Here is a 24,370-nt window from a genome sequence, read left to right on the forward strand (position 1 = left end):
GATTTATAATTTATTATAATTAGTTAAATATAAATAAATTGTAATTATATTTAATAAAAAAATGAAATATTTGATTTATCTATCATTTGTTATATTCTCTTCATGTTTAGTTACGCCTAAATATTATTTACATACAGAAAAAAACTTAAATAATTTTTCTATAAAAGAAGAAGATAAATTTGTTTTAATAAAGAATAATTTTTATTCAGTAGGAGTTGATTTTTCTAATAAAGTAGATTCAGATTTTTCTAATATTATTAAAAATATTTTATTGAATCCAAGTTTTCTAGAATTTAGTAATGAGAAATTTATTTTTCATTTAAATGATGAACAATTGGATATAATTAGAAATGAAACAAAAAGTGAATATATATTACTAATTCAAACTATTTTAAAGCCTAGTATTTTAGCTCAAAAAAATTTCACATCTATAACTACATATGAAAAAAATAAAGAGAGAGAGTACCACGTTATTTTACAATTAATAGATATAGAAAAAAGAAAAGTATTATACTCTAAAGAGTCGATGTCTAGAATAAAAATATCATATGAATATTCAACATCATCGACAACACAAGATGAGCAATTATTAAAAACATATAACATTTTATATAAGGATTTTAAAGAAGAATTATTAAAAATGAAATAATACTTTTTCAATAAAAATAATCTACTAAACATTATTATACACCTAAATAATTTAGGCTAAATTATTGATATTTTGAGAGTGTTGTTTTGTATAAATGTTTTTGTAGTTAGGAATGCTTAGTAAGGCGCATTTTTACGTTGAAACTGCATATCCAAATACCATTTTTAAGTGTTATTACCCAAGTTTTCGTTTAATTTTTTTGTAGTTTTTTGAACGAATAATCTTCCCTTTATCTGTAATAAAAAGAGCAGCGTAATCTTTTTGTTGATTGATTAAATTCAATCCTTTTTCTTTTCCTAAAACCATGATAGAAGTGCTAAAACCATTACACATTTCAGCATTTTCGCCGATTACTGTAACCCCTGTTAATCCTGTTGAAGGAATTCCAGTTTTGGGATTAATAATGTGTGAATAGCGAACTTCATCAATCAAAATAAATTTTTCGTAATCACCAGAAGTCGTAACAGCAGCATTTTTCATTGAGAGAATATCCAACATTTTATGTCGATTAAATGGATTTGTAATTCCAATTTTCCAAGGTTCTCCATTTGATTGATTTCCCCAAGTTGTCATATCTCCAGAAGCATCAATTATACCCGCTTGTATTCCTAAGTCTTGCATGAAAGTTCGTGCTTTTTGTGCTGCATAACCTTTTCCTGTTGATCCAAAACCGATTTTCATTCCAACTTTTTTTAAGAAAATAGTTGAATTTTCTTCATTCAAAATAATGTTTTTATAACCGATTTTTTCAATAGCTTTTGAAATTTCTTCCTGAGTTGGAATCTTTTCCATTGAACCATCAAATTTCCATATTTTATCCATTGCTGCAAAGCTAATGTCAAAAGCACCATCGGTTAGTTGCGAAAAATAAATCGCACGTCTTGTTAAGTCAAAAACCTCGCGATCAACTTTAATGGGTTTTATTCCTGCATTTTGATTGACAAAAGAAACTTGTGAAGTAGGTTTCCAATCAGAAATCAAATTCTCGATTCTGATCATTTCATCAATTGCTTTATTGATATTTTTTTCAACAGAAATAGAATCGGTGTCAACCAATGTAATTTTGAATTTACTTCCCATCAAAATTGTATCTCTAACTCCAACCGTTTGAGCATTTATCGGAGTTAGAACATACAATAGTATAAAAGTGAATATATTTTTTAGAATGAATTGCATGATGTTTTATTCATTTGTTATTGTGAGTTTATCGAAGAGTCTGAAACTTAAAGATACCTCGACAGGCCCGGTATGACAAGAAATTAGAGAATAAATAATAATGAGAAGCTGAAATGAATTCAGCTTGACAAGATTTTGTAATTCTTAACTCGTCTCAGGATTGTTTCAACAATTTTTCTAATAACAATCCGTCAAAAATTGTCCGTTTGTTTTAAATTCTTCGAATGATTTTTTCAAATGTTGTTGACAGATTTCTTCCAAAACTTTTTCCACATCATGTTGCATTTTCAGAGCGCCACAAATCATAAGAATTCCACCATTTTGTAATGTTTCAGCAAAGAATTTAGCATCACGATTGACTAAATCCATCACATATTGTTTATTTTCTTCACGTGAAAAAGCAATATGAAATTGACTCAAATGATTCGTAGAAATTTGTTTCGTTGCAAATTCTTGATAAGATTTTGTTGTTTCATTATCATGTCTAAAACCGCAATATAAATGCGTTTCAACATTTTTTGAATTCTCGTCAATCATTCCAAGGAAAGGCGCAATTCCCGTTCCGTTTGCAATCATCACAACTTTTGAAGTTTTTGGGAATCTAAAGGCTTTGTTTTTGACAATTCGAGCTTTAATCGTAGAGTTTTGAACCAAATTATATAAATATTGAGAACCTAATCCAAACTCATGCAATTTTACAATTAGTTGCAATTTATTATCAACTTTTCCGACTGAATATAAACGTTCTTTGTGATCGCTTTCTGGATAAATTGCTAATAAATCTCCAGATTTGAATTTCTCTTTTACATCTAAAACAACTTTAAATGTGGCATCTTCTTCTGTTACTTTTGTGTTAGAAATTACCTTAACATTTTTCAGTTTTGGTGCTTTTCCAACATACATCGCAGGCGTTGTTGCTAATGGAATATCTGTAGTTTCCTTGTAAGAAATGACCCAATTTGTGAATTCTTCTGGCGATTTATCGTTTATTGTTTTTAAATCCAATAATCGAGTTGTCCATTTTTGATCATTCAACCATTTGTCAACTTTTATCGCATATCCACAATAATCTGAATAGGCTCTTGAGCCAAATCCTACAACCGAAAATTCGATGGATTGGTTTTGTGGAAATTGTGTGATTAATTGTTCAAATTTCTTAGCATTCGCAGGCGCATCACCAATTCCATAAGTGGAAGTAAAAATGATGAGTTGTTTTGCCTTTGGATAAATTTCATATTGATTCATCTGAGCGATGAATGATTTTTTCCCGTTTGCTAAAAATTGTTCTTGAATTTTTGAAGCAAAACCAACAGTCGATCCATTTTCAGAACCAACTAAAAGGATAATTTCAGCTTCGATAGCTTTATATTTATTTTTGCCGATTTTCGTTTTTGTACGTTTGAACGTAATTACAAATCCTGACCAAATAAAAAATAAAATATTAAGTGAAGCAATTCCTAAAATCGCTGCCCAAATCACATTGGTGCGACCCGTATGTAAATCGATATTAAATTTTTCTACAATTGCAGAATAAGGATTTAGCGATTCTGAAATAATCGCTCCATTTACTTGATTAACCGAAACCGATTTTTTTCTTAAATGAACGATAAATGGTTCAGCTTCATCATCTGGAATAAAAGGAAATTCAATCTTTTCTACACTACTTAATTTCGTGTTTTTGAAAAACTCAATGTCTTTTAAATCTTTTGGTTGTAAATTTTCTTTAGCTTGATGCTCGATTTCTTTTGGTTGACCAACTAAAGGTTCTAATCGTGCTAAGAAAATCAATGTTCCTGTTAATGCAATGATTAAAACTGGAATTAATAACCAACGTCCAGTTACAACGTGGAAATATTGTGAAAAAGAGTCTTTGTTAACTTTGATGAAGAAGTTTAAGATTCCTTGTTGACGTTTTACGATTAAGATTAATCCACTTATTGAAATTAACATCAATAAAAAAGAGACTACGCCAACGATTGCTCGACCAGTTTCTTTTAGAAATAATGAACGGTGCAAGGCTGTGACCCAATTGATGAAATCACTTTTTGGAACAATTTCACCAATCTTTTTTCCTGTTGTAGGATCAATGTAAGATTTGATCGAATTCCCATCTTCGTCCATAGCATCAATCGTCACAAAATCATTGTGATCAACTTTAACTTCTATTATTTCAAAATAATGCTCGCGCAAAGTTGGTAAAACTTGCGCGAGTGTTATGTTATCGAAATTTTCTACTTTGTATGCGGGCGATTTTTCGTTTATTGCATCAACAGCCAAAATTACTCCTGTGATAGATAGAATAACTAAAAATGCTGAAGATAAAATTGCAAGACTCAAATGCGCATATCTCCAAATAGATAATGTCATTTTTATTGAACTTTTATAAAACGTACGGCTTTAATATAAACTGAACCTTTGATACCTGCTTTGTTGTCTAAATCCGCAGAATTTAATGCAACTTCGGCGTCTTTTGCGACGTATTTTTGAGTTTCAACAGCAGATTCAAAACGTAATTTGTATCCTTTATTCAATTTTGCAGTATCAAACTCGATGACACGTGTAGCTCTCGCTCCTCCAGCAACTGAAGCACCTGTAATTCCGTTTAATTTTTCTTTCTTTTTACTATTGAATTTGTGCCATTCTTTTAACGTGTTGTACCACTCGTTATCCGTTCCCAAAACACCTAAAGTTTTTTCGTATTGTCCTTTTGGATTGATTAATGAAATCACTACATAGGCTTCTTTTCCTGTGTAATTATTCATCTGAATCATTGTTTTGTATTTTGTTGTTTGTGCAAAAGTGGCAGTTGCCATTAAGATTACAACTAATCCAACTAATTTTTTGATTAAGTTAAATTTCATCTCCTTCATTATTTTAAAAAGTCAATAGACACATTATTTTTCTTTAAGAATTCGTTTTCTCCAGCCAAATCATAAGCCGTTTCGTCAAATTCTGTTTTAATATCTTTTTTCGCTCCAGCAGCAACCAAAGTTTTCAAGATTGCATCATCTTTCGCAATCAAAGCTGCTTTGTGTAACGCTGTATTTCCGTCTTCATCTTGTGTATTAATATTTACACCTAATTCAATCGCTTTCTTTACCAAATTTACATTTCCTTTATCAACAGCGATGTGTAACAAAGTTGCACCTTTGCTTTGAGTAGCTTTAAAATCAACTTTTGCATTTGTTAATAAAGCTTGTTTTTCAGCGAATGATTCATCATTTGGTTTGAAAGAATTGAACCAATAATAAGCCAAATTATTTCCATCTTTATCAACAATATTAGCTTTAGCGCCTTTTTCTAATAATAAAGAAACGATTTGAGATGTTCCAGAAGCAACAGCTTTCGTTAAAGCTGACTCACCATTTTTATTAATCGCATTTACATTATTTGCTTTTGATAAAAATGTATTGATTAAATCTGTGTTTTTTCCTCCAGCAGCAACCATTAATGCAGTGTTTCCTTCTTTATCAGCAATTTTAGCATCAACACCTTTTGATAAGATAAAGTTGATTGTTTCTGAGTTTCCTCTGCGAGATAAAGCATGTAATAATGTTTGTCCGTCTGGATTTAACGCTTTTGGATTTAATTTATATTTTGTAATTAATTCTTGGAAAACTTCTACACCATTTTCTTTTGTTCTCGAACCTTGAGTGGCAAAAAATAAAGCTTGATCTGTAGGTTTTACACCTTTCGCGATTAATTTATCTATGATTGATAAGTTTCCTAATTTTGCAGCATAATCCGCTATAGTACGTCCGTTAGCGTCTTTTTCGCTTAATGATAAACCTTTCGAAATAAAGTATTCTGTTACTTTTAAATCATCATCATTTGCAATTGCTTCCATAATTAAGTTAGTCCCATTTTCTCCTTTAACTTTTGGATTGGCACCAGCTTTAATTAACGCATCGTAAACCGCTATATTTTGATTTCCAGCACTTGCAGCATACGTAATCACATCGTAACCATGGCTGTCTTTGTAGTGAACATCAGAACCTTTGGCTAATAAATAATTTACCAATTCTAAATTCCCCGCAGCCGCAGCCCATTGAAGATAAATTCTTGAGTGATGCGTTTTTTTATCAATAGAATTTCCTTCTTGTTCAATTAAAAATTTAGTCACATTAAAATCTGCTTTATTGTTAATCGCTATCACAACAGGATCAAAGAAACCACCATTTTGAAAAGAAGGACTATTTCCTTTCGAAATTTCAGTTTTTACAGTTTCTATTGTTGGATTATTTTTCCAAAAACCAGCGTCCATCAACGTATTCGTTTGAGCTTGAATAAATGAAGCAACAAGGATAGCAGCAGAAATGAATAATTTTTTCATATGAATAGAATATATTGTAATGATTATTTAGACTAATTTTAATTTGATTTCAAAAGTATTATTTTTATTTATATTAATTCTAATTAAATTAAATAAATTTGGCTAATTCTGCTAAACATCAGTTTTTTGAAAACAAAAAAGATTGCTAATCTGCAATCTTTTATATTTCTAAACTACTTTACTCAGCTCGTCTTGGACCATTTTCTCTTGATTTCAAAACATTTTCTACATCTTCTAATTTGAAACCTTTGGCTTTCAATAAAATTAAATAATGATACATTAAATCCGCGGCTTCATTAATAAATAAATCATCGTTGTTGTCTTTGGCTTCAATTACCAATTCAACTGCTTCTTCACCTACTTTTTGCGCAACCTTATTGATTCCTCTTTTGAATAATTTGTTGGTATACGAATCTGGATCATTGTCCAAATCAATTCTATCGTTAATGGTTTGTTCTAATTCATATACAAATCCGTGGTTGGTTTCTTCTTTAAAACAAGTCGTAGAACCCGTATGACAAGTTGGTCCAAAAGGTTTTGCTTTGATTAAAACTGTATCGTTGTCGCAATCAACCGCAATTGATTTAACCTCTAAGAAGTTTCCTGATTCTTCACCTTTTGTCCATAATCTATTTTTTGAACGAGAATAAAAGGTCACTTTTCCAATTTCTTGGGTTTTGTTAAAAGCTTCTTCGTTCATATAACCTAACATCAAAACTCTATTGTTAAGATAATTTTGAATAATAACGGGAACTAATCCGTCATTACTTTTATTGAAATCGATCTTCATCGTATCGGAATATTTTGTTCTTTTAAATAATTTTTAAGCGTCGGAATTGGAATTTCACCAAAGTGAAAAATACTTGCAGCCAATCCACCACTTGCTTTTGTTTGGGTAAAAACTTCTGTAAAATGCTCCATTTTTCCAGCTCCACCCGAAGCTATTACTGGAAGATTTACAGTATCAGCAACTGCTTTTGTGATATCAATTTTGAAACCAGCTTTTGTCCCATCTCCATCCATAGATGTTAACAGAATTTCGCCAGCGCCAAATTCTTCTACTTTTTTGACCCAATCTAAGGTTTCCCATTCGGTTTCAATTTTTCCACCGCTTACGAAAACTTTTTGTGTTCCATTTACATCGCGAGTATCTACAGCAACGACTACACATTGCGATCCAAATCGAGCAGCTAAATCTGCAATTAATTGAGGATTTTTAACCGCCGAAGAATTCACCGAAACTTTATCTGCGCCAGCTTTGATGACCGCCGAAGCATCTTCCACCGAATTGATTCCACCACCAACTGTAAACGGTATATTAATCGCCGAAGCAATTTTCTCCACCATTTCAGCTAAAGTTTTACGCTTTTCAATGGTAGCTGTGATATCCAAAAACACCAATTCATCAGCGCCTTCTTCTACATATTTTTTTGCCAATTCTACTGGATCTCCCGCATCGCGTAAACCCACGAAATTAACCCCTTTTACCGTTCTTCCATCTTTGATGTCCAGACACGGAATGATTCTTTTTTTTAACACGTAGTATATTTTAGATTTACGAATTCAGATTTACAATTTAGGAATTTGCGATTTAATGATAATCGACAATCGTAAATCAAAAATCTCAAATCATTTATTTTGTTTATTTCTTAAAGTTTTTATTGAGCTAACAATAATTGATAATATTTCGTTGAGCTCGATTTTTAACTGATTAATTTTAGGTGATTCAAATAATTTAGATTCCTCTAAAATTTCCAACCAATAAATAGTTTCGTCAGTTTCTTCTTCAACGATTTTGAGTTTATTAATAAAATCAGCCGTTGATTTTGCACGACAAGCTGCTCTATAATTTGCTCCAATTGAAGTTGCACTTCGAATGATTTGATTAGAAATAGCTCTTGTTGCAATCGAATTTGGGAATTGATTAATCAAAAGAATAACGTCTATTCCAATTTGTTTTGTTCGTTTCTTAATAATCTCTTGCACTTTGTTTATTTTAGATTTACGATATACAATTTACGAAATCTTAATCGTAACTCATAAATCGTTAATCGCTAAATCAACAAACGTAAATCCTTCAAATCAATTCTTCCTTCATAAATAGCTTTTCCCAAAATTGCTCCTTCACAACCTAACTCTTTCACTTTAATTAAATCGTCGATCGAAGAAACACCACCCGAAGCAATTAATTTGACATCCGAAGCTGCTAAAATTTCAGCGTACAATTCGTTTGAAGTTCCTTGTAACATCCCATCTTTCGCAATGTCTGTACAAATCACATAATCAATTCCTTTAGTTTTATATTCTTGAATAAAATCAATGACATCCAATTCTGAGGTTTCTAACCAACCATGTGTAGCAATTTTTCGATCTTTAGCATCTGCGCCTAAAATAATTTTATCACTTCCATATTGTGAAATCCATTCTTGAAATAATGTTTGGTTTTGAACAGCAATACTTCCACCTGTAATTTGATTTGCACCACATTCAAAAGCAATTCTAATATCATCATTAGCCTTAATTCCACCGCCAAAATCAACTTTTAAATTGGTTTTAGAAGCAATTAATTCTAGGGTTTTATGATTAATAATTTGCTTTGATTTTGCGCCGTCTAAATCCACCAAGTGCAAATATTCGATACCGTAATCCTCGAATTCTTTTGCTACTTCCAATGGATTTTCGTTGTATATTTTTTTTGTATCGTAATAGCCTTGCGATAATCGAACGCATTTTCCGTCGATAATATCTATAGCTGGAATGATTCTCATTATTCTTTAGTTTTAAGGTGTAAGACATAAGATCTAAGGTGTAACTTCTTACGCCTTACAACTTAAGTCTTAAATTTATTTTAATTCTTTCATGACCTCTTGGATTGCACGTTCCAATTGTGGGTCTTTATTTTCTAGTCGATCTAAGAACGTGTTTTTAATATAAATGTCAGGTTTAACACCAGTTTTTTCTAAATTTTGTCCATCCAAAGTATAAGTTCCCCAACTTGGTAAACGATAAAATGAACCATCAACTAATCCTTTTCCAGAAGTAAAAATGATCCATCGATACGTTTCTTGACCGATGATTTTTCCTAATTTTAAAGCTTTGAATCCTGCGGCTGTCATTTCTGCATCGCTTAATGAGTATTCGTTAATTAATAAAACAATTGGTTTTCCTGAAGGTGCAAAGTTCGGTTGAACAGTTAATTGTCCTTCACGATATTTCCATTTCAAATAAGGTCTTTGCGATAAAAAGTTCAAGACTTTATCATGTACATTTCCACCTGTATTGAAACGTAAATCTAAAATGACACCATCTTTTCTATTCTCTTGCTCTACCATGTCCAATAAAAATACATCCAATTCAGAATTAGACATATTTTTCATGTACGAATAAGCGATTCTATCGTTGCTTAATTTTTTTACACGCTGACGATTTTCATAAATCCATTCATCATATAAAAGCGATTTCAATTCGTTATTTGAAATTGGATGAATCTTCGTCGAAATTGTTTTTCCTTTTCGGTCAAATTCAAGAGTTAATTCTTCTAATTTTTTAGGCGTTGTAAAATAAGTTTCGCGATTTTGGTTTTGATCGATTTTTTGCCCATTTACGCTCACTAAAATATCACCTTCTTGAACATCAACATTTTTAAGAAAAGCAGGAGATTTTCGTAAGATTTTTTCAACTGTAAAAGGTTGATCTTTTTTGAAAATAATTCCTGTTTCGTTGGTGAAATAATTCAATCTTCGACTTTCTTCTTTTCCGAAAGATGAAAAACCTAAATGCGAAGAATTCAATTCACCTAGCATATCATTTAACAAAATTCTCAAATCATTTCGATTGTTGACATAAGGTAAAAACGTTGCGTATTGCTCTTTTTTAGCTTTCCAATCGATTCCATGAAAATTCTCATCATAGAAATTTTCTTCTACTCCAGCCCAAGCTTCCTCGTACATTTGATTGAATTCTGAAGCCAAGTTTTTATTGAAATTATATTTAATATTCACTTTTTCAGGATTTGTAGAACTAATGCCAAATTTGTAAACAGAATTATCGATTAAAGCATAAAGATTTTTCTCATTTTTTACGATAAAATCAGCGCCTTTGTTGAATATTTTATCTGTTTTATCTTCTTCAAAATCAATGGTTGTTTTTCTGTATAACTGAAATTTACCATTTTCTTGATTGGTATTATAGAATAAAAATTGCTTTTTATCATCCGCAAAAACAAAAGGATTTGTTTGATATCCAAAACGGTCTGTTACCAATTCGATTCGTTCCAAGAATCCTTCAGGATTAATAGTTAATGCTTTAAAATCGTTCTTTTCTTCTTTTTTCTCTTTCTTTTCAACCTTTTTTTCTTCGACAAATAAATTATCAAATTTTTCTGATTTATAAGCTTGATCAAACCAATCTAAAGAAGCGCGATAAATACTTGATTCTTGCATTCCTAAAGGATAGGACGGATTTTTTCTATCGCTTGAAAAATAGATATATTTTCCGTCTGGAGACCAAGTAGGATCAGCTTCAGAAACACCAGTATTCGTTAAATTAACAGTTGTATTTTTTTTGATGTTGTGAATAAAAATATCTAACTCGAAATTGCGTTTTGCAGAGAATAACACATATTCATCATTTGGAGAAAAAGATGGTTTCGAATTTTGGAAAGCCCAAATTTCATCTTTAACAATTGTTGATGATTTAAGTGATTTCAAATCTAATAATCTTACTTCATCGCGTCCGCTTAAATAAACAGCTTGTGATAAATCATTGTTGAACGTAATGTCTCGATTATTTCTTAAATCAGAAGTTAATTGTTCAACTTTTCCTTTTCCGTCAGCCGAAATTTTGAACCAATTTTGATAACCTTTATAGGTTTGGTTGAAGATTAAATTTTTGTTGTCTTTTAACCATTTTACTTCTAAAACACGCTCTTTTCCATCAGAAATTTGATTGACAAATTTTCCTTCATTATCCGAAACAAAAATAATTCCTCTACTTACAAAAGCCATTTTCTTTCCGTCAGGAGAAATATCAAAATAGTCAATATTATTTTCAACTTCAAAATTTTGTTCTTTTTCTAAAGATTTATTCGAATTGACATTAATTGTAAGAGGCTTCGATGTTTTTGCTTTTACATCGTAAACAAATAATTGATAATCTTTTTCGAAAACAACTTTTGAACCATCAGCCGAAACAAAAGGTTTCTTGATGGAAGTTTCAAATTTTGTTAACGCTTCTTTTTTACCATTTGCTAATTGATATAAGTTGTATTCGCCATTATTTTCGTCCGAAATAAAATAAATAATTCCGTTTTTATCAACTGTTGGATTAAAATCTTTTCCGTTGTAATCGGTATATTGTTTATAACTTTTTGTGGTTGGATTATATCCTAATAAATCTGGATTATTTTCTCCTTTGTATCTTTTTCGTGTAACTTGACTTGCACTTTCAGATGAATTTGTGAAAATATATTCGCCTTGAGGAGTTTCTACTAAACCATTTGTTGTGTTGAAATAATTTGTAAAAAGCGCTTCTGGTGTTTTTCCATCTAAATTAATTTTAAAACTTCCAAATCCATTATTTTGGTTTGATGTAAAATAGATCGATTTACTATCCCAGCTCCAACTTTCGACTTCGTCTTTGGCTTGATGAAACGTCAATTGCTTGATTTTCCCACCATTTATAGGCATCACATAAATATCGTAATTCCCGTATTGATTAGAACTAAACGCTAACCATTTTCCGTCTGGTGAAACACGAGGATTAATTTCTTCGCCTTCTAAAGCTATGATTCTTGACGCATTTCCACCATTAATGTCAGTTGACCAAATGTCGCCATCGTAACTAAAATAAACCGTTTTAGCATCTGGACTTAAAGAAGGGGTAGAGGTAAAATACACTTTTTCCTGAGCAGAAACCTGCGAAATTGCAAAAGCACTAAGTAAAGTAAAAACTATTTTTTTCATGTGTGAGAATTTATAATTACTATAAACTTAGAAAGTTTTTTAGTATTTGTTCTCCTATTCCTGCAGATTTCTCTGGGTGAAATTGAGTTGCGTAAAAATTATCTTTATTTAAAGCTGCTGAATATTCTAAAATATAATCTGTTTTCGCGATCGTATATTCTGAATTTTCGCAATAAAAACTATGTACATAATAAATGTCGGAGTTTTCTTGAACATTATTAAATAAAGGTGTTTTTAAATCATAAATCGTGTTCCAGCCCATATGAGGAACAATTTCTGTTGAAGGAAATAATTTCACTTGAATAGGGAAAATTCCTAAACAATCGGTATTTCCTTCTTCCGAATAAGCGCACATCAATTGCTGACCCAAACAAATTCCCAAAGTCGGTTGTTTTAAGTTTTTGATGACTTTATCTAATCCTTTTTCTTTTAAATAAACCATCGCAGAACTTGCTTCGCCAACTCCAGGGAAAATTACTTTATCTGCATTTTGCAAGGTTTCAAAATCGTCCGTAACCACCGCTTCGTAACCCAAACGAGTCACCGCATTGTACACCGATTTTACATTTCCTGCGTTGTATTTTACTATTGCTATCATTTTTTTAGTTCTAAGTTCTAAGTCGTAAGGCATAAGGAAAAGAAAATCCTTAGAACTTATACCTTAAGACTTAAGTCTACAAAAGTCCTTTTGTTGATGGTAAAATCATTTTTTCTGGATCACGCTTAACCGCTACTTTTATGGCTTTGGCAAAGGCTTTGAAAATCGCTTCGATTTTGTGGTGCTCATTTGTACCTTCTGCTTTGATGTTTAAATTGGCTTTTGCTCCGTCTGTAAATGATTTGAAGAAATGATAAAACATTTCTGTTGGCATTTGACCAATCATTTCACGTTTAAAATCTGCTTCCCAAACCAACCAATTTCTTCCACCAAAATCAATCGCTGCTTGAGCTAAACAATCGTCCATTGGTAAAGTAAATCCGTAACGTTCGATGCCTAATTTGTTTCCTAAAGCTTGAGCGAAAACTTCGCCTAAAGCAATTGCTGTATCTTCAATTGTGTGATGTTCGTCAACTTCTAAATCGCCATCGACTTTAATCACCAAATCCATTTGACCATGACGCGCAATTTGATCTAGCATATGATCGAAAAAGTGGATTCCTGTCGAGATATCGGATTTTCCGGTTCCGTCTAAGTTTAAATCTATTTTGATCTTTGTTTCATTCGTGTTACGAACAATTGAAGCGGTACGATTTTGAAGTTTTAAGAACTCATAAATATCTTTCCACGACGTTGTTTTTAAAGCAATCGTTTCATTCAAACCTTCGTTATCATTGATTTCGTCTGCTCCTAAAGCTTCATCATTCGCGATGAAAATTCCTTTTCCACCAAGGTTTTGAGCTAATTTAACATCTGTAATTCGATCACCAATCACAAACGAATTTACTAAATCGTACTCTGGATTATTAATATATTTTGTTAACAAAGCTGTGCCTGGTTTGCGCGTTGGCGCATTTTCGTGTGCAAAGGTTTTATCAATGTAAATATCTTCGAATTTCACCCCTTCATTTTCGAATGCTTTCACCACAAAATTTTGAATCGGCCAGAATAATTCTTCTGGATTAGCAGGCGTTCCCAAACCATCTTGATTGGTTACCATCGCTAATTCGTAATCCAATTCTTTCGCAATTTTACCTAAATAAGTAAATGCTTCTGGATAGAACTCTAGTTTCGAAAAGCTGTCAACTTGGTAGTCTTCGGGTTCCAAGATCATTGTTCCGTCGCGATCGATGAATAGTATTTTTTTCATAATTAGTTTATAAGACATAAGACATAAGACGTAAGATTTAAGGTTTTGAGTTTTTAATAAATTTCTCATAACCATTAATAAGTTTTCCAATTTCTTCTGCGTCTTTTATTAATTCATTAAATTTATTTTCTTCTATATAATTTAGATCTTTACTTAAAATCAAGAAATACTTGACTTCTTCTAAAGAACCTTCTGCAATATTTATAAAACTTAGCTGATGCGGAATTGTTTTCTTTTTCTTTCCTTCAACAATATTTGAAGGTATGGAATAAGCAGCGCGTCTTATTTGGCTTGTTAAACCATAAATTTCTTCTCGAGGAAATAATTTAGTCAATTCATAAATCTTCAAAACAAGTTGATGTGATTTTTGCCAAACAATAAGGTCTTTAAATGTTGCCATAATTACAGATTTTAAGATGATTAGATTAAAAATTAAGTTAACAAAATTTGTTCATTATTTGTAATCCTTATGTCTTAAATCTTACGTACTAAATCTTTTAACGTAGTCATAAGTTTCTCATTTTCCTCATCCGTTCCAACTGTGATTCTCAAACAGTTTTGACATAAATCATCGTTGTTTCGATTACGAATGACAATTCCTTTTTCGACCAATTGATTGTAACGTTCGTTTGCATTATCAACTTTGATCAAAATGAAATTCGCATCGCTTGGATAGATTTTTTCTACAAATGAAATCTCAATTAAAGCAGTTTCTAAAACTTCTTTTTGTTCGATAATTGTATTTGTAACAGCTATCACTTTATCGTAATCGCTTAAAATTTCAATCGCTTTTAATTGTGTTAATTGATTAATATTATAAGGCGGTTTAATCTTGTTTAAAACATCAACAATTTCTTGTGAAGCATACAAAATTCCTAAACGGATTCCTGCCAAACCAACCGCTTTCGATAAAGTTTGTGTAACAATTACATTAGGATAATTTTTGATTTCTTTTATCCAAGAAACTCCCGTAGCGAAATCGATATACGCTTCGTCGATAATTACTAAACCATTAAAACGAGTTACAATTTCTAAAATAAATTCTCTTTTGATGATTTCTCCAGTTGGATTATTAGGCGAACACAAGAAAATCATTTTCGTATTGTCATCAACTTTTGAGAAAATATCTTCGATATTTGGTTGAAAATCTTCTTCGTTTAATAATGATTTTCGGTATTCAATTGCATTCAGATTAGCTAAAACTCCATACATTCCATAGGAAGGAGAAATCGCAATGACATTATCTTGATTCGGTTCGCAAAATGCACGAAAAATTAAATCCAAAACTTCGTCACTTCCATTTCCTAATAAAATCTGATTGGCAGGAAAGTTTTTGATTTCACTTAAAATCGATTTTACATTGCGTTGCAAAGGATCGGGATAACGATTTAGCCCATTGTTGAATGGATTTTCGTTCGCATCTAAGAAAACGAAATCGTCATTTATTTCTTGAAATTCGTCACGCGCCGATGAATAGGCTTTCATCGCTTTTACGTTGGGACGAATGATGTTGTTTATGTTAAAAGAATTCATGTACGATTTTTGATTTACGATTTTAGATCATTTAGTCTTAAGGTAACTGCGTTTTTGTGGGCAAATAATTCTTCGGCTTCGGCCATTAATTCGATTGCTGGACCAATATTTTGAATTCCTTGTGCTGTTAATTTTTGAAAAGTAATTTTCTTGATAAAACTATCAAAAGACACACCTGAATAATTCTTTGCATATCCGTTTGTTGGTAATGTGTGATTGGTTCCAGACGCATAATCTCCAGCGGATTCGCACGAATAATTTCCTAAGAAAACTGAGCCTGCATTAATAATTTTTCCGATATAATTTTCAGCTGTTTCGCAAGCAAAAATTAGATGTTCTGGAGCATAAATGTTAGAAAAAGTTACACATTCTTCGATTGAATTTAAAAGAATTCCTCGTGAATTTTCTAGAGCTTTAGCTGCTAATTCTTTTCTTGGTAGAACTTCTAATTGAGCATTAATTTCAATAATTGTTTCGTTTAATGTTTGCTCGTTTGTTGTTAATAAAATCACTTGTGAATCTATTCCGTGTTCTGCTTGCGATAATAAATCGGCTGCGACATATTTAGGAACTGAAGTTTCATCAGTAATTACCAAAACTTCACTTGGACCTGCGGGCATATCAATAGCAACTCCAAAATTCTGAGCAACCTGTTTTGCAGCAGTTACGTATTGATTTCCTGGTCCAAAAATTTTATCAACTTTCTGAATCGTTTCTGTTCCAAAAGTTAACGCACCAATGGCTTGGATTCCTCCAACTTTATATATTTTTTCAATTCCAATTAAATTTGCTGTATATAAAATAGCAGGATGAATTTTTTCTTCCTGATTTGGAGGTGTACACAAAATAATATTATGACAACCCGCTAATTTTGCAGGAATTCCTAACATTAATACTGTAGAAAATAATGGAGCTGTTCCGCCAGGAATGTAGATTCCAACATTTTCTATTCCGCGAGATTCTCTCCAACAATTTACACCTTTTGTTGTTTCAATAATTTTGACATCTTCGCGTTGTAAAGCATGAAATTTCTCGATGTTTGAGGCTGCTAATTCAATTGCTTGTTTCAATTCTTCAGAAATTAAACTTTTTGCTTCTTCAATTTCTTGAGTAGAAACTTCTAAAGAAGTTAAATTAACTTGATCAAATTTTTCTGTAAAATCAATTAATGCTTGATCTTTTTCGATTTGAATTTTTTCAAAAACATCTAAAACGATTTTTTGTAAATTTTGTGCTTCTTTCGTTGGTCGAGCTGTTAACGTTGACCAATCTGAAAGTTGAGGTTTGATATATTTTTGCATTTTTTTAGTTTTAAGTTCTAGGACCTAAGATCTAAGGTTTTTATTGTCATCTTTATGACTTATACCTTAAGACTTATATCTTATAAAATCATTTTTTCAATTTCTAATACTAAAATTCCTTCTGCACCCAAAGCTTTCAATTGCTCGATAATGTCCCAAAAAGTATCTTCCTTAATGACAGTGTGGATTGATGACCAACCTTTCTCGGCCAATGGTAAAACTGTTGGAGATTTCATTCCGGGTAACAAAGCAATGATTTCTTCTAACTTTTCGTTTGGTGCGTTTAATAAAATATATTTGTTTTCAGAAGATTGTTTAACTGCTTCGATTCTAAATAAAAGACGATCTACAATAGCTTGTTTTTCAACATCAAGATTTTTATTAGAAATTAAAACAGCTTGCGATTCAACTACCGTTTCCACTTGTTTTAAACCGTTTGTTAATAAAGTAGAACCTGTAGAAACGATATCAAAAATAGCATTTGCCAAACCTATACTTGGTGCAATTTCTACGCTTCCACCGATTTCTTCAATTTTGACATTAATTCCTTTTTCTTGGAAGAATTTTCCTAAAATTCGTGGATAAGAAGTAGCAATTTTTTTATCTTGAAAATAACTTAAATCCGTATAAATTTCATCTTTTGGTATCGCTAAACAAAGTTTGCATCCTGCAAAACCTAATTGACGAATTTGTGTAACATTTTTATTTTTTTCCCAAACTTCATTTTCGCCTAAAATGCCGATATCAGCAACGCCTTGTTCTACATATTGCGGAATATCATCATCGCGTAAGAATAAAACTTCGATAGGGAAATTTGGAGATTCGGTTCTTAATTTTCGATTACTTGTAGAGATTTTAATTCCGCAATCTTTCAATAATTCGAGTGATTTTTCACTTAATCGACCACTTTTCTGAATAGCTATTTTTAATTTACTCATTTTTAATATTTTATATTTTTAAGTTTGAGTAAATCGATGATTAAATCTTGAAGTAAAAAAAAATCCCGTTCGATTTACTCAAACGGGACTTAGATATTGTGATAAAATCATTACATACCACTATCTGCTCGCTTGAGTGCAAGTATGATGGTGATGATGATGTAATTGATTTGTGTACATTTTAATTTTTTTGTTGAAGCAAATGTAGAAAGGAAATTTTAATTGACAATAGTTTTTTTTAAAATTAGAGAAAAGAGTTCTTAAGTAGATATAAAAGAGTAAATTATTCTATTTTTTTGATGAATGAATAAGTTTTATTCAAAATAAAAGCGAAATATATATTTTATATTTCGCTTTAAAAATGATTATTTTTTTATGAATTTTTGAATTGATTCAGAATTATCAGTTTTTATTTTGATTAAATATAATCCTTTAGGTAAATGATTAACATCTATTTTATTCAAATTTGTACCTTCAAAAAGAGATTTCCCAGTTAAATCTGTAATACTTATTGCACTGATTTTTTTATCAGAATTTATATTAAGATAATCGTTTACAGGATTAGGATAAATAGAAATTTCTGTTTTGTTATTTTCATTTGTACCTAAATTCTCTAAATCTACAATTTTAACATTATCAACTATAAATCCAGAGCCATAATTATCAAAACTAAAATCTACTTCAGTAATTTCATTGTTCAAATTAGAAATATTTGTTTCTTTTACTTTTACATTGTCTAAGAAATAAATAACTTTTTTCGTTTTTAAATCGACTTCGGCTTTTACATTGTACCATTTTTTAGGAGTCCATGTTCCCAAGACCAAGCTGGTTTCAATGTCTTCGTAGGCGACTTCTCCGTCGTAATAAAAAAGTAAACCACCAACTAGATCATAATCATTATTTTCATTGTATAATGCTAACATTTCGTAATTAGAATTGTCAGTGTTGTCTAAATATACATCTGCAGAAATAGAATATTTACGATACTTAGTTACAGGATAAGCAATTCCTCCCCAATTACCTTCTTCAATTTCATTATTTATAACTTGTGCTGAATTTTTACCATCGCTTGCAAATGTGTTAATGACTTTAGAGTTGTTATCTGATACATATCCCCAATTAAACCAATTTTTTTGGTTATTAAGATTTCCTATTGTGAAACCTTCTGATTCTTCAAAAGATATTTTTTGATTTTGAGCATTAACACTCAATGATAATAAAGTTAAAACTCCAAATAGTAAATTTTTCTTCATAAAGTATATTGTTTAGTGAATCGACAAAGATGAAAATTTTATCTGATTTAATTTTAATAGAATGTGAAAATTATCGTTAAGATTTTAGACGAAGTAGTCTGACATCCAAAACTTTCTTTTATTTTTGCAGTAATATATGTTAGAAAAACAAGAAGCACAATACGAAAAAGTAGTTTTAGTTGGATTGATTACACGTGAACAATCCGAAGAGAAACTGACGGAATATATGGACGAATTGGAGTTCTTAGCTTATACAGCTGGAGCGACAGTTGGAGAACGTTTTACGCAAAGAATGGACAAACCTGATTCTAAATTCTTTGTAGGAAGCGGGAAATTAGATGAAATCACAGCTTTTGTCGAGGAATATGATATTGATACAGTTATTTTTGATGATGAATTAACGCCTTCTCAGTTGAAAAATATTGAGAAAGTTGTCAACAAAAAAATCATCGACCGTACACAATTGATTTTAGATATTTTTGCTCAACGAGCGCAAACTTCATATGCACGTACGCAAGTAGAATTGGCACAATATCAATATTTATTACCGCGATTAACACGAATGTGGACGCACTTAGAGCGTCAGCGTGGAGGAATTGGTATGCGTGGTCCTGGTGAAACTGAAATTGAAACGGATAGACGTATTATTCGTGATCGAATTACATTATTGAAAGAGAAACTGAAAGGAATCGATAAGCAAATGGCAACTCAGCGTAAAAATCGTGGTGCATTGGTGCGCGTTGCGTTGGTTGGGTACACAAATGTTGGGAAATCAACGTTGATGAATGTTTTATCGAAATCTGAAGTTTTTGCCGAAAATAAATTATTTGCAACATTAGATACAACGGTTCGTAAAGTGGTGATAGGTAATTTACCTTTCTTATTAACGGATACGGTTGGGTTTATTCGTAAGTTGCCTACACAATTAGTGGAATCGTTCAAATCTACATTAGATGAGGTTCGCGAAGCGGATTTATTGGTGCATGTTGTGGATATTTCGCATGCGAGTTTTGAGGATCATGTGAATTCGGTGAATCAAATTTTAGCTGAAATTGAATCGAAAGAGAAACCAACGATTATGGTTTTTAATAAAATTGATAATTTTTCTTATGTCAAACAAGATGAAGATGATTTGTCTGAAAAGAAATTTGAAAATTATTCGTTAGAAGATTGGAAACGTACGTGGATGGCGAAAACGGATTATCCGACATTGTTTATTTCGGCAACGGAAAAAGATAATTTAGAAGATTTGCGCAAAACAGTTTATGAAGAAGTGAAAGAAATTCATATGAAACGTTTTCCTTATAATAACTTTCTTTTTCAGTATTATGATGAAGAAGAAGAAAATGATACGGAAGAATAAAGATAGAAAGAGTTCAGTTTTTGGACTCTTTTTTTGTTAACTTCAACATCTTAATTGATAAAATATGATAGAGCAATTAAAATCAACTTTACAAGATTTATCGGACGAAGAAAAAGCGAAAATTATGATGCGTTTTTTCAAAACTGGAAAAGGAGAATATGGCGAAGGAGATATTTTTCTTGGGATTTCTGTTCCTAATCAGCGTTTGATTGCGAAAGAATTTTATCAACAAGTTTCATTAAATGACATCAAAAATTTATTGAATTCTAATATTCACGAATATAGATTAACTGCTTTGTTGATGTTGGTTTCGAAGTACGAAAAATCAAAAGACGAACTTGTAAGAAAAGAAATTATCGATTTTTATCTTGCTCAAACTTCTCAAATCAACAATTGGGATTTGGTTGACACAAGTTGTTATAAAATTTTGGGACATTATTGTTTTCATCAAAAGCGAGAGGAATTGCTTTTTGAATTAGCGAATTCTGAGGATTTGTGGGAAAAACGAATTGCAATTGTATCAACGATGTATTTTATCAAACAAAAATCATTTTCAATTGTTCCAGAAATTGTGTTGAAAAATCTTAATCATTCACACGATTTAATGCACAAAGCAAATGGTTGGATGTTGCGTGAAATGGGAAAAATGGACGAAGAAAAGTTGATTGAGTTTTTAGATGAATATACATTACAAATGCCAAGAACGACGTTGAGATATGCGCTCGAAAAAATTGATCCAATTCTCAAAGATTATTATATGAAATTGAAATAGTTTGCATAAAAAAAGTCGCTCACAGAGCGACTTTTTATTTTATATAAAGAATAAATTCTTACAAAATAACATGACCTAATTTTGTCAATTTTTGATGATCTAAAACTTTGATTTTTCGTCCTTCAACTTCGATTAATTCATCAGTTTTGAATTCAGAAATCAAACGAATTGCAGATTCTGTTGCTGTTCCAATCAAATTTGCCATTTCTTCGCGTGTCAACGAAATGTTGATAAATCCGTCTTTGTCTGTTCCTAATTTTCCTTCTAATAAAATTAAAACTTCAGCCAAACGTTCGCGAACTGTTTTTTGTGCTAAATAAGTAATTGTTCTTGCATATTCTCCCAAATCTTTTGCAATTCTTTGTAAAATATTGAAAGCTAATTTTGGATTAACTTCTAATAATTTTAAGAAGAATTTTTCTGGAATATAATATATTTCAACAGGGGTCATTGCAGTTGCAGATGCACCAAAAACTTCTTGACTTAAAATTGAGCGATAACCGATAATGTCACCTTCGTTGATAAAACGTAGAATTTGCTCTTTTCCATTAAAACCAATTTTGAACAACTTAGCAGTTCCTTTCATGACGCAATATATACCTTTTGGTGTGTGACCTTCCTGGATAATTTCGTCTCCTTTTTTTAGGTTGATGATTTTCTTTTCTTGCTCAAACTCCAATAATTCTTCCTTACTAAAAACCCCGAAAGACTCTGGGTTATCAAACATCGCTTTAATCGATACTACATTCTCATTAAACTCTGACATATCTTGTTGTTATGACTTAATTCATACAAAGTTAACGTTAATTCTGATAAAAGGAAAGTAATTTTGTAAAATAGTATGGAAGAGAATTGTTTTCACTGTGGTCAACGAATTGAAGAAGAGGTTATTCAGTTCGATGAAAAGGATTTTTGTTGTCAGGGTTGTAAAACGGTTTACGAGATTTTAAACGTAAATAATTTAAAAGATTATTACGACCTTAATCGTAATGCAGGTTTGCGTCCTGATGGAAAAAGTAATCATCAATTTGATTTCTTAAACACAAAAGAAATCTTTGATAAAGTTGTCGATTTTTCAGATGATGGCGTTACTGTTGTGTCCTTTTATGTGCCTGTAATGCATTGTACTTCGTGTGTTTGGTTGTTAGAAAGTTTGGATACAATTAATCCAAATATTATATCTTCTAATGTCAATTTTACGCAAAAAACTGTTCAGATTACGTATCGAGATGCGGATTTGAAATTGGGTGATTTGGCAAGATTTATTACAAATTTAGGCTACAAACCTTCGATTAATCTAAAAACATTAGACAAAAAGAAAAAAAGCAAAGTCGATCGTTCTTTGGTGAGCAAATTGGTAATTGCAGGATTCTGTTTTGGGAATATTATGCTTTTATCGTTTCCAGAATATGTCGAAGTTTTTGGTAATGTAAAAGAACAATGGTTAGATCAAAACAAAGGATATTTTCGTTGGACGATGTTCGCGTTGTCGTTGCCTGTTTTCTTTTATTCATCTACCGATTATTTTGTTTCGGCTTGGCAAGGTCTGAAAAATAAATATATCAATATCGATGTGCCAATTGCGTTAGGAATTATCGTAATTATGTTCAAATCGACTTATGATATCATTTTTGATATTTCGCCAGGTTACTTTGATACATTAGCGATGCTTTTATTTTTGATGTTGACAGGTAAATGGTTTCAGCAACAAACAATGCAAGCATTGGCATTTGATCGAGATTACAAATCGTTTTATCCAATTGCAGTTGCGAAATTAGAAAATGGTTATGAACAACCAATTTTGTTGGCTGACTTGAAAAAAGGTGATCGAATTTTAATTAGAAATGAAGAAATTATTCCAGCCGATGCCATTTTGATGAAAGGTGAAGCGATGATTGATAACTCGTTTGTAACGGGAGAATCTCGCTTGATTCAGAAAAAAGCTGGAGATAAAATATTTGCTGGTGGAAAACAATCTGGTCATGCAATTGAGTTGGAAATTATTTCGGATGTTAATCAAAGTTATTTAACCCAGTTGTGGAACAATGATGCGTTCCAGAAAGAAGAATCTGAGTTGAATGCCTTGACGAATAAAATCAGTCATTATTTCACATTAATCATCCTTATTATTACAGCAATTTCTGCTGTTTATTGGTATTTCCACGATTCTTCAAAAATATTAGAAGTTGTTACATCAATCTTAATTATCGCTTGTCCTTGTGCGCTTGGTTTGTCGTCTCCGTTTATTTTGGGACACATGATGCGTATTTTCGGGAATAAGAAATTCTATGTAAAAAATACATCAACAGTCGAGAGAATGGAGAAAATTACAGATGTAGTTTTTGATAAAACGGGTACAATTACGGAAAGTGATGAAGCGCAAGTGCAATACGAGGGGAAAGAACTTTCTGAGTATCAAAAGCAATTGGTAAAAGCATTAATCAGAAATTCAAATCACCCGCTTAGTCGTACGTTGTATAAAAAACTAAATGTTGACGATCATTTGCCGATTTCTAATTACGAAGAAATAGTTGGGAAAGGTCAACAAGCAGAAGTAGATGGGCATCAATTAAAAGTTGGGTCGAGAAGTTTTACCAATGCAATTTTTAATGAAAATAGATTAAATCAATCTCAAGTTTTTATATCAATTGATGGAGAAGTTTTTGGTAAATTTGTCTATACAAATCGATACCGAAAAGGATTGGATGGTATATTGAAAGAGTTGGATGCATATCAATTGCATGTTTTGTCAGGGGATAATGATTCTGAAAAAGAATATTTAGAAACGATTTTTCCATCAAATGCAAAATTGATTTTTAATCAATCACCAACGGATAAATTAGAATACATCAAGCAATTGGAAGAGGATGGAAAAAAAGTGATGATGCTTGGAGATGGATTAAATGATGCTGGAGCTTTGAAACAAAGTACAGTAGGGATTTCAATCTCTGAAGATATTAACAGTTTTTCACCTTCATGTGACGGAATTTTGGATGCGAGAAGTTTTTCGGCTATTCCAAACTTTTTGAAATTAGCAAAGACAGCAATGAAATTTGTAAAAATTGCATTTTTTATTAGTTTCTTATACAATATAGTTGGGCTTAGTTTTGCCGTTTCTGGATATTTACAACCAGTCGTAGCAGCGATTTTAATGCCAATAAGTTCTATTTCAGTGTTAATTTTTGCTACGGCAAGCACACGAATTGCAGATAAAATAACGAAATGGAATTTAGACTGATTTTAAATTACGTATATACATACTGCTCTGACCAAAATCATTG

21 protein-coding genes are annotated in these 24,370 nt (G+C 31.3%); 4 read left to right on the plus strand and 17 right to left on the minus strand.

Annotation, left to right across the window (positions count from 1 at the left end):
* Nucleotides 1–61 precede the first annotated feature (61 nt).
* Complete coding sequence (locus N5D90_RS10220) at nt 62–649, plus strand: hypothetical protein (RefSeq protein ID WP_280062382.1); 588 nt, start codon at nt 62–64, stop codon at nt 647–649.
* Between the two features lie 174 nt (nt 650–823).
* Here N5D90_RS10220 and N5D90_RS10225 read toward each other — a convergent pair whose 3' ends face one another.
* The 16 genes from N5D90_RS10225 to N5D90_RS10300 form a co-directional block, all read right to left on the minus strand.
* A complete protein-coding gene (locus tag N5D90_RS10225; protein ID WP_280062383.1) occupies nt 824–1,825 on the minus strand; it encodes an FAD:protein FMN transferase in 1,002 nt (333 codons plus the stop codon).
* A 177-nt stretch (nt 1,826–2,002) separates the two neighbouring features.
* Nucleotides 2,003–4,192, minus strand: coding sequence for a PepSY domain-containing protein (locus tag N5D90_RS10230; protein ID WP_038336478.1), 2,190 nt, complete (start codon nt 4,190–4,192; stop codon nt 2,003–2,005).
* 2 nt (nt 4,193–4,194) lie between these two features.
* Entirely contained in the window at nt 4,195–4,686 is a 492-nt protein-coding gene (locus N5D90_RS10235) for a DUF2271 domain-containing protein (protein WP_180905318.1), read from the minus strand.
* 8 nt (nt 4,687–4,694) lie between these two features.
* Nucleotides 4,695–6,158 carry an ankyrin repeat domain-containing protein gene (locus N5D90_RS10240; RefSeq protein ID WP_280062384.1) on the minus strand — a complete coding sequence of 488 codons (1,464 nt, stop codon included), beginning with the start codon at nt 6,156–6,158 and terminating at the stop codon, nt 4,695–4,697.
* 178 nt (nt 6,159–6,336) lie between these two features.
* Complete coding sequence (gene hisIE / locus N5D90_RS10245; protein WP_280049037.1) at nt 6,337–6,948, minus strand: bifunctional phosphoribosyl-AMP cyclohydrolase/phosphoribosyl-ATP diphosphatase HisIE; 612 nt, start codon at nt 6,946–6,948, stop codon at nt 6,337–6,339.
* Nucleotides 6,945–7,697 carry an imidazole glycerol phosphate synthase subunit HisF gene (gene hisF, locus N5D90_RS10250; RefSeq protein ID WP_038336482.1) on the minus strand — a complete coding sequence of 251 codons (753 nt, stop codon included), beginning with the start codon at nt 7,695–7,697 and terminating at the stop codon, nt 6,945–6,947. Before hisF ends, hisIE begins: the two co-directional genes overlap by 4 nt.
* Nucleotides 7,698–7,787: 90 nt before the next feature.
* Nucleotides 7,788–8,144 carry a four helix bundle protein gene (locus N5D90_RS10255; protein ID WP_221410148.1) on the minus strand — a complete coding sequence of 119 codons (357 nt, stop codon included), beginning with the start codon at nt 8,142–8,144 and terminating at the stop codon, nt 7,788–7,790.
* 68 nt (nt 8,145–8,212) lie between these two features.
* Entirely contained in the window at nt 8,213–8,926 is a 714-nt protein-coding gene (gene hisA, locus N5D90_RS10260) for a 1-(5-phosphoribosyl)-5-[(5-phosphoribosylamino)methylideneamino]imidazole-4-carboxamide isomerase (protein WP_280062385.1), read from the minus strand.
* A gap of 75 nt (nt 8,927–9,001) precedes the next feature.
* Nucleotides 9,002–12,121: a S41 family peptidase gene (locus N5D90_RS10265; RefSeq protein ID WP_280062386.1), complete on the minus strand. Its 3,120-nt coding sequence runs from the start codon at nt 12,119–12,121 to the stop codon at nt 9,002–9,004.
* 19 nt (nt 12,122–12,140) lie between these two features.
* Nucleotides 12,141–12,719, minus strand: a complete 579-nt coding sequence (gene hisH, locus N5D90_RS10270) for an imidazole glycerol phosphate synthase subunit HisH (protein ID WP_280062387.1) — start codon at nt 12,717–12,719, stop codon at nt 12,141–12,143.
* Between the two features lie 76 nt (nt 12,720–12,795).
* The gene (hisB, locus tag N5D90_RS10275; protein ID WP_280062388.1) at nt 12,796–13,929 is read right to left on the minus strand and encodes a bifunctional histidinol-phosphatase/imidazoleglycerol-phosphate dehydratase HisB; all 1,134 of its coding nucleotides are present in this window, start codon (nt 13,927–13,929) and stop codon (nt 12,796–12,798) included.
* A gap of 37 nt (nt 13,930–13,966) precedes the next feature.
* Entirely contained in the window at nt 13,967–14,329 is a 363-nt protein-coding gene (locus tag N5D90_RS10280; RefSeq protein WP_038336488.1) for a four helix bundle protein, read from the minus strand.
* A 74-nt stretch (nt 14,330–14,403) separates the two neighbouring features.
* The gene (hisC, locus tag N5D90_RS10285) at nt 14,404–15,462 is read right to left on the minus strand and encodes a histidinol-phosphate transaminase (protein ID WP_280062390.1); all 1,059 of its coding nucleotides are present in this window, start codon (nt 15,460–15,462) and stop codon (nt 14,404–14,406) included.
* A 14-nt stretch (nt 15,463–15,476) separates the two neighbouring features.
* On the minus strand, nt 15,477–16,763 hold the full coding sequence (hisD, locus tag N5D90_RS10290; RefSeq protein ID WP_280062391.1) for a histidinol dehydrogenase: 1,287 nt from the start codon (nt 16,761–16,763) through the stop codon (nt 15,477–15,479).
* An 80-nt stretch (nt 16,764–16,843) separates the two neighbouring features.
* Nucleotides 16,844–17,701, minus strand: a complete 858-nt coding sequence (gene hisG / locus N5D90_RS10295) for an ATP phosphoribosyltransferase (RefSeq protein WP_280062392.1) — start codon at nt 17,699–17,701, stop codon at nt 16,844–16,846.
* Between the two features lie 365 nt (nt 17,702–18,066).
* Nucleotides 18,067–18,954, minus strand: a complete 888-nt coding sequence (locus tag N5D90_RS10300) for a T9SS type A sorting domain-containing protein (protein ID WP_114997987.1) — start codon at nt 18,952–18,954, stop codon at nt 18,067–18,069.
* A gap of 136 nt (nt 18,955–19,090) precedes the next feature.
* Between N5D90_RS10300 and hflX the strand changes: the two genes are divergently transcribed.
* Both hflX and N5D90_RS10310 read left to right on the plus strand, forming a co-directional pair.
* Nucleotides 19,091–20,317, plus strand: a complete 1,227-nt coding sequence (hflX, locus tag N5D90_RS10305) for a GTPase HflX (RefSeq protein ID WP_038337345.1) — start codon at nt 19,091–19,093, stop codon at nt 20,315–20,317.
* 64 nt (nt 20,318–20,381) lie between these two features.
* Entirely contained in the window at nt 20,382–21,089 is a 708-nt protein-coding gene (locus N5D90_RS10310) for a DNA alkylation repair protein (protein WP_280062393.1), read from the plus strand.
* Between the two features lie 58 nt (nt 21,090–21,147).
* Here the strand turns inward: N5D90_RS10310 and N5D90_RS10315 are convergent, their stop codons facing one another.
* A complete protein-coding gene (locus N5D90_RS10315; RefSeq protein ID WP_125349884.1) occupies nt 21,148–21,855 on the minus strand; it encodes a Crp/Fnr family transcriptional regulator in 708 nt (235 codons plus the stop codon).
* 75 nt (nt 21,856–21,930) lie between these two features.
* Between N5D90_RS10315 and N5D90_RS10320 the strand changes: the two genes are divergently transcribed.
* A complete protein-coding gene (locus N5D90_RS10320) occupies nt 21,931–24,327 on the plus strand; it encodes a heavy metal translocating P-type ATPase metal-binding domain-containing protein (protein WP_280062394.1) in 2,397 nt (798 codons plus the stop codon).
* The last annotated feature ends 43 nt before the right edge of the window (nt 24,328–24,370 follow it).

This window comes from Empedobacter sp. GD03797, assembly GCF_029842105.1.
Classification (GTDB): domain Bacteria; phylum Bacteroidota; class Bacteroidia; order Flavobacteriales; family Weeksellaceae; genus Empedobacter; species Empedobacter falsenii_C.